Origin of the sequence: Mycobacterium sp. (genome assembly GCF_036273375.1) — a bacterium.
Taxonomy (GTDB): Bacteria; Actinomycetota; Actinomycetes; order Mycobacteriales; family Mycobacteriaceae; genus Mycobacterium.
On record NZ_DASUHS010000149.1, the window covers coordinates 21,039 to 27,938 of the forward strand.

The window sequence follows — 6,900 nt, forward strand, 5'->3', positions numbered from 1 at the left end:
GCCGCCGAGGTTGCACACGCAATGCCCAACCTCCACGCTCGAGGCGAGCGGCCTAGCTCAGCCGCTCGATCACCATCGCCATGCCCTGGCCGCCGCCGACGCACATCGTCTCCAGGCCGAACGTCTTGTCGTGCGTCTGCAGGTTGTTGAGCAGCGTGGTGGCGATGCGGGCACCGGTCATGCCGAACGGGTGCCCCAGCGCGATCGCCCCACCGGAGACGTTCAGCTTGTCCTCGTCGATGCCCAGCTCGCGCGCCGAACCCAGCACCTGGACGGCGAACGCCTCGTTGATCTCGAACAGGTCGATGTCGCTGACCGACAGCTTGGCACGCGCCAGCGCCTTCTTGGTCGCCTCGATCGGGCCGAGGCCCATGATCTCCGGGGACAGGCCGCTGACCCCCGTGGACACGATGCGCGCCAGCGGAGTCAGGCCCAATTCTTTGGCCTTCGTGTCGCTGGTGATCACCACCGCGGCGGCGCCGTCGTTGAGCGGGCACGCGTTGCCCGCGGTCACCGTGCCGCCTGCCCGGAACACCGGCTTGAGCTGACTGATCTTCTCGTAGGTGGTGCCGGGACGCGGGCCGTCGTCGGTGCTTACGGTGGTGCCGTCGGGCAGGTTCACCGGGGTGATCTCGCGTTCGAAGAACCCACTCTTGATCGCTTCCTCGGCGCGGTTCTGGCTGCGCACTCCCCAGTGGTCCTGGTCTTCGCGGCTGATTCCGGTAAGCAGCGCAACGTTTTCGGCCGTTTGCCCCATGGCTATGTAGACGTCGGGGATGTTGTCGTCGGCGCGGGGATCGTGCCACTCCTCGGCGCCTTCTGCCGCGGCGGCCGACCGCTCCTGGGCCGCACCGAACAGCGTGTTCTTGGTGTCCGGCCACGAGTCGGCGCTGCCCTTGGCGAAGCGGGACACCGTTTCGACACCCGCGGATATGAAGGCGTCGCCCTCACCGGCCTTGATCGCGTGGAAGGCCATCCGAGAGGTCTGCAGCGACGACGAGCAATACCGGTTGACGGTGGTGCCCGGCAGGAAGTCGAAGCCGAGCTCGACGGCGATGACCCGCGCCAGGTTGAATCCGGATTCCCCGGCGGGCTGGCCGCAGCCCAGGATCAAGTCGTCGATCTGGTGCGGGTTCAGGGCGGGCACCTTGTCGAGGGCGGCGCGCACGATCTGGACGGTCAGGTCATCGGGGCGCATGTTGACCAGCGACCCTTTCATCGCGCGGCCGATCGGCGAACGAGCAGTTGAGACGATCACGGCTTCAGGCATGGTGGTTCCCTTCAGATCCCTGCAGATCCCACAGATGGGGCTGGCTCGCTTCACTGTCGGGCGGGAGGTCCACCCCGACGGGCGAGAACAAATCTAGTCGCTGCCGACCTGGGGGCACGAAGACGGGGCAGGTCCGGGCGCCGGACGCCGCCACAGCCGTGACATCACGCTGGTGCGGGTGTGCCCCTGACCGAGCACCGTGGCCGCCGCCGGCACCGCCGAACTCAGCGGCGGCCGCTCCACGTTTTCGCCCAGCGCATCGCAGAGGGCAAGCAGCAGCGCGTCGGCCGCGAGCGCATACGCGGGTGCCGCGGGGTGGAACCCGTCGGCGGAGAACATCACGTCGGGGGTCGCGCGGAATTGCGGTGCCATCAGCTGCGCCAACGGCACCGGCACACCGCCGGTCGACCGGACCGCCGCGGTTTGGGCACGGGCAAGTTGCAGGCAGCGCTCGTGCGCCAGCGACCGCAGCGGCTGCGGAATGGCGCTGATGAACCCGAGGTCCGGGCAGGTGCCGACGATCACCAGGGCGTCGCGGGCGCGCAACTTGCGGACGGTCAACGCCAGCCGCTGCGCCGACTGGCTGATGCCGTTGAGGGCGGTCACGTCGTTGGCGCCGACCATGATCACCGCGATGTCCGGCGGCGGGCCGGCCACGAACATCGCGTCAACCTGACCGCACACGCCCTTCGAGGTGGCGCCCACGATGGCCTTGGTGCTCAACCGGATTCGTTTCCCGGTCTGCTCGGCCAGGCCCCGGGCGACCCGTACCCCGGGCACTTCGTCGGCGCTCATGCAGCCGTATCCGGCGGCGATCGAGTCACCGAAGATCATCAGATGCTGGTCGAACGCCATACCGCGGTGCCACCGCTCCACCGGGCCGCCGCCGCGCACGTACACGCCGTCCGCGCGCGGGGGGATGTCCCATGCCTTGGGGATGATCGTGCGCGCGTGGGTAGCCTGGCCGACCAACAGACTGCGTGCCCCCAGGTAGGCGGTTCCTGTTGAGGCCAGCGCGCCTGCTGTGGCCAGAGCGATTGCCGAACGACGTGGCACACGCATGGTCACGGGGTCAAGTTTAATGCGATTTCGAGGTTTGCGCGGTCGGCTGGAAAACGAACTGATCACGGTGCGACGCAAAACTGGTATCAAATCAGCTATTTCATACGTTGTGCTAAGCAACGCCTGTCAAGCTGAAGTCAAGGGATTGGCTGAGCGCTCTGGCAAACGGCTGAACCAGACGCTTGGTCTCCTCGTCACATGCTGTATCGCACTACAACGGCGTAGGAAGTGTTGAGCATGACCGCACCGAGTAAGGAATCGGGGTCCTCGGCAAATACCGTTCGGTCCCATGACGCCCTCAGAGCCCGTCGAGCCCACGCGCGCAAATTCGCGATCAGCGACGGCGCACCGGTCGAGGTCCTGGAATCCGGGCCCAGCGTCGCCGCGCGACTGGCGAACCTCACCTCGCGGCTGACCATCCGGCCGATTCTGTCCGTCGGCAGCCACGTCCCCAACCTGCCATGGCCCTGGGGTCTCATCGATCTCACGGCCCGGGTGCTGATCCCGGCGTCGGCCACCGTCCGCGAGACGGTGAAGCTGCCCCACGCGTCGGCGCAGCTAGTGCGCGCGCCCGGGGTGCTGCCCGCCGACGGCAGCCGCCGCGTGGTCGTCTACCTCCACGGCGGCGCGTTTCTGACCTGTGGAGCGAACTCCCACGGCCGGCTCGTCGAAGCCCTCTCCAGGTTCGCCGACTCGCCCATCCTGGTGGTCAATTACCGTCTGCTGCCGAAGAATTCGGTGGGGATGGCGCTCGACGACTGCCACGACGCGTACCGATGGCTGCGCCGGCGCGGATACGAACCCGACCGGATCGTGCTGGCCGGTGACTCCGCGGGCGGCTACCTGGCGCTCACGCTGGCCCAACGCCTGCAGGAGGAGGGTGAGGATCCCGCTGCGCTGGTGGCGATCTCGCCCCTGCTGCAGCTGGCTAAGGAGCCCAAGCAGGCCCACCCCAACATCGAGACGGATGCGATGTTCACGGCCGTGGCGTTCGATGCGCTCGCCGAGCTGGTGGCCGCCGCGGCCGCGAAGAACATCGTCGATGGGAAGCCCGAAGAGATCTACGAGCCGCTGGACCACATCAAACCGGGGTTGCCGCGCACGCTGATCCATGTGTCGGGCTCCGAGGTGCTGTTGCACGATGCGCGGCTGGCGGCGAGCAGGCTGGCCGCGGTGGGCGTGCCGGCCGAGGTACGGGTATGGCCCGGACAGGTCCATGACTTCCAGCTGGCCGCGCCGATGGTGCCCGAGGCCGTGCGCTCGCTGCGGCAGATCGGCGACTACATCCGCGAGGCCACGGAGTAGACGCACCGACTCCACGGAGAGTAGTTGTGCGCCGCGTGAAACCGCCTGAGACGATGAACGCATGCGGATCGCGCGGCACATCAGTGACCTCATCGGCGACACACCGTTGGTGCGTCTGAACTCCGTCGTCCCCGACGGCGCCGGCATGGTGGCGGCCAAGGTCGAATACCTCAATCCCGGTGGCAGCTCGAAGGACCGGATCGCGGTGAAGATGATCGACGCCGCCGAAGCCAGCGGGCAGCTGCGGCCCGGCGGCACGATCGTCGAACCGACCTCGGGCAACACCGGCGTGGGGCTGGCCCTCGTCGCCCAGCACCGCGGCTACAAGTGCGTGTTCGTCTGCCCCGACAAGGTCAGCGAGGACAAGCGCAACGTGCTGATCGCCTACGGCGCCGAGGTCGTCGTCTGCCCGACCGCCGTGCCGCCCGAGCATCCGGACAGCTACTACAGCGTCTCCGACCGGCTGGTCACCGAGATCGACGGTGCGTGGAAGCCCGACCAGTACGCCAATCCGGAAGGCCCGGCCAGCCACTACGCCACCACCGGCCCGGAGATCTGGGCCGACACCGACGGCAAGGTCACCCACTTCGTCGCCGGCATCGGCACCGGCGGAACAATCACCGGCGCGGGCCGCTACCTCAAAGACGTGTCCGGCGGCGCGGTGCGCATCGTCGGCGCAGACCCCGAGGGATCGGTGTATTCCGGCGGCACCGGGCGGCCCTACCTGGTGGAGGGCGTCGGTGAGGACTTCTGGCCGCAGGCATACGACCGCACGGTGCCCGACGAGATCATCGCGGTGTCCGACTCCGACTCGTTCGACATGACCCGACGGCTGGCCCGCGAGGAAGCGATGTTGGTCGGCGGGTCGTGCGGGATGACGGTGGTCGCCGCGCTGCGGGTCGCCGAGCAGGCCGGCCCCGACGCGATCGTGGTGGTGTTGCTGCCCGACGGCGGGCGGGGCTACATGTCGAAGATCTTCAACGACGCGTGGATGTCGTCCTACGGGTTCCTGCGCAGCCGCCTCGACGGCTCGACCGAACAGTCCAGGGTCGGCGACGTGCTGCGCCGCAAGTCCGGTGAGCTGCCCGACCTGGTGCACACCCACCCGTCCGAGACCGTGCGCGACGCGATCGGCATCCTGCGCGAGTACGGGGTGTCCCAGATGCCGGTGGTCGGCGCGGAGCCGCCGGTGATGGCGGGGGAGGTGGCCGGCAGCGTCTCCGAGCGCGAACTGCTGTCGGCGGTCTTCGAGGGCCGGGCGAAATTGGCCGACGCGGTCGCGCTGCACATGAGCCCGCCGCTGCCGATGATCGGCGCAGGAGAGTCCGTCAGCGCGGCCGGCAAGGCGCTGCGCGACTGGGACGCATTGATGGTGGTCGAGGAAGGCAAACCGGTGGGGGTGATCACCCGCTATGACTTGCTGGGTTTCCTCTCCGACGGTCCTCGGGGGCTGTCCGGGCGCCGGTAGTTCGCGGTGCCGCGCGTCTCGCCCGGCCGCGATGCCCTCGGGTACTGTTTCGGCCTAGTTCAGCTGGATGCGAGTGGAAGGTTGCCCATGACCGATCAACCGCCGCCCGGCGGCGCCTACCCGTCACCTCCCTCGTCACCCGGGTCCTCGGGTGGGCAGCAGCCACCCTTGGGTGGGCAGGAGATCCCGCCGCCTCCGCAGGCGCCCGCCGGTGGGTCCTATCCGCCGCCCCCGCCACCGCCGCCCGGCGGGTCCTACCCGCCGCCCCCGCCGTCGGCCGGGGGATACGCGCCGCCACCACCCGGGCCGGCGATCCGCACCCTGCCGACGCAGGACTACACGCCGTGGCCCACCCGCGCGCTGGCATTCATCATCGACATCCTCCCGTACGTCGTCGTGCACGGCATCGGCACCGCGATCCTGGTCGCCACCCAACAAACCGCCTGCATCACCGACGTCACGCAGTACGCGGTCAACCAGTACTGCGCCACCCAGAACTCGACCACCGGCATGGTTGCGCAGTGGCTGGCGTCGATAATCGGACTGTTCTATTTGATCTGGAATTACGGCTACCGGCAGGGCACCACCGGATCGAGCGTCGGCAAATCGGTGCTGAAGTTCAAAGTGGTCAGCGAAGTCACCGGCCAGCCCATCGGCTTCGGAATGTCGGTGGTGCGCTCGCTGGCACATTTCGTCGACGCGATCATCTGCTTCATCGGTTTCCTTTTCCCGCTGTGGGATTCGAAGCGTCAAACGCTGGCTGACAAGATCATGACGACGGTGTGCTTGCCGATCGACGGCGCCGAGAGGCCGGCCGTCACCTAGGCTGATCGTCGATGAGCGACGACCTTACCGGACACCCCGAGTTCACCGGACTGGCCACCAAAGCGATTCACGCCGGCTATCGGCCGGACCCGGCGACCGGCGCGGTGAACGCCCCGATATACGCCAGCAGCACCTTCGCCCAGGACGGCGTCGGCTCCCTGCGCGGCGGGTTCGAATACGCGCGCACCGGCAACCCGACCCGGGCCGCACTGGAAGCGGCGCTGGCCGCCGTCGAAGACGGCGCCTACGGGCGTGCCTTCGGTTCGGGCATGGCCGCCACCGACTGCGCGCTGCGGGCGGTGCTGCGGCCCGGTGACCACGTGGTGATCCCGAACGATGCGTATGGCGGCACCTTCCGGTTGATCGACAAGGTCTTCACCCAGTGGAACGTCGAATACACACCGGTGGCGCTGCATGAGGTGGACGCCGTTGTCGCCGCGATCACGCCGCGAACCCGGCTGATCTGGGCGGAAACCCCGACCAATCCGTTGCTGTCCATCGCCGACATCGCCGCCCTGGCCGAACTGGGCAAGCAGAGTTCGGCGAAGGTGTTGGTGGACAATACTTTTGCCTCACCCGCGCTGCAGCAGCCGTTGACGCTCGGCGCCGACATCGTGCTGCACTCCACCACCAAATACATCGGCGGGCACTCCGACGTCGTGGGCGGTGCGCTGGTCACCAACGACCAGGAGCTGGACGAGGCGTTCGCCTTCCTGCAGAACGGGGCCGGCGCGGTGCCCGGCCCGTTCGACGCCTACCTGACGATGCGCGGCTTGAAAACTCTGGTGCTGCGGATGCAGCGGCACAGCGAAAACGCCTCGGCCGTAGCGGAATTCCTCGCCGGACATCCGTCGGTGAGCACGGTGCTCTATCCGGGTTTGACCACCCATCCCGGGCACGATGTCGCGGCGCGGCAGATGGCGGGCTTCGGCGGCATGGTGTCGGTGCGGATGCGTAGCGGTCGCGCGGC

6 protein-coding genes are annotated in these 6,900 nt (G+C 68.2%); 4 read left to right on the plus strand and 2 right to left on the minus strand.

Features of this window, described 5'->3' with window-relative positions:
- Positions 1-52: 52 nt before the first annotated feature.
- Positions 53-1,270, minus strand: coding sequence for an acetyl-CoA C-acetyltransferase (locus tag VFW69_RS14365; protein WP_526502186.1), 1,218 nt, complete (start codon positions 1,268-1,270; stop codon positions 53-55).
- 93 nt (positions 1,271-1,363) lie between these two features.
- On the minus strand, positions 1,364-2,338 hold the full coding sequence (locus tag VFW69_RS14370) for an SGNH/GDSL hydrolase family protein (protein WP_526502187.1): 975 nt from the start codon (positions 2,336-2,338) through the stop codon (positions 1,364-1,366).
- Positions 2,339-2,569: 231 nt separating this feature from the next.
- Between VFW69_RS14370 and VFW69_RS14375 the strand changes: the two genes are divergently transcribed.
- The 4 genes from VFW69_RS14375 to VFW69_RS14390 all read left to right on the plus strand — a co-directional run.
- Positions 2,570-3,637 (plus strand): alpha/beta hydrolase, encoded by a 1,068-nt coding sequence (locus VFW69_RS14375; protein WP_526502188.1) that lies wholly within the window; start codon positions 2,570-2,572, stop codon positions 3,635-3,637.
- Between the two features lie 61 nt (positions 3,638-3,698).
- Positions 3,699-5,105, plus strand: coding sequence for a cystathionine beta-synthase (locus VFW69_RS14380; protein WP_526502189.1), 1,407 nt, complete (start codon positions 3,699-3,701; stop codon positions 5,103-5,105).
- 87 nt (positions 5,106-5,192) lie between these two features.
- Positions 5,193-5,930 carry an Rv1078 family RDD domain-containing protein gene (locus tag VFW69_RS14385; protein WP_526502190.1) on the plus strand — a complete coding sequence of 246 codons (738 nt, stop codon included), beginning with the start codon at positions 5,193-5,195 and terminating at the stop codon, positions 5,928-5,930.
- 11 nt (positions 5,931-5,941) lie between these two features.
- The coding region (locus tag VFW69_RS14390) for a cystathionine gamma-synthase (RefSeq protein ID WP_526502191.1) at positions 5,942-6,900 on the plus strand (959 nt) is incomplete at its 3' end.

Bases quoted from the DNA above. Each gene is read 5' to 3' on its own strand.
- VFW69_RS14375 (WP_526502188.1), top strand. From the start codon at position 2,570: ATGACCGCACCGAGTAAGGAATCGGGGTCCTCGGCAAATACCGTTCGG.
- VFW69_RS14365 (WP_526502186.1), bottom strand. From the start codon at position 1,270: ATGCCTGAAGCCGTGATCGTCTCAACTGCTCGTTCGCCGATCGGCCGC.
- VFW69_RS14380 (WP_526502189.1), top strand. From the start codon at position 3,699: ATGCGGATCGCGCGGCACATCAGTGACCTCATCGGCGACACACCGTTG.
- VFW69_RS14385 (WP_526502190.1), top strand. From the start codon at position 5,193: ATGACCGATCAACCGCCGCCCGGCGGCGCCTACCCGTCACCTCCCTCG.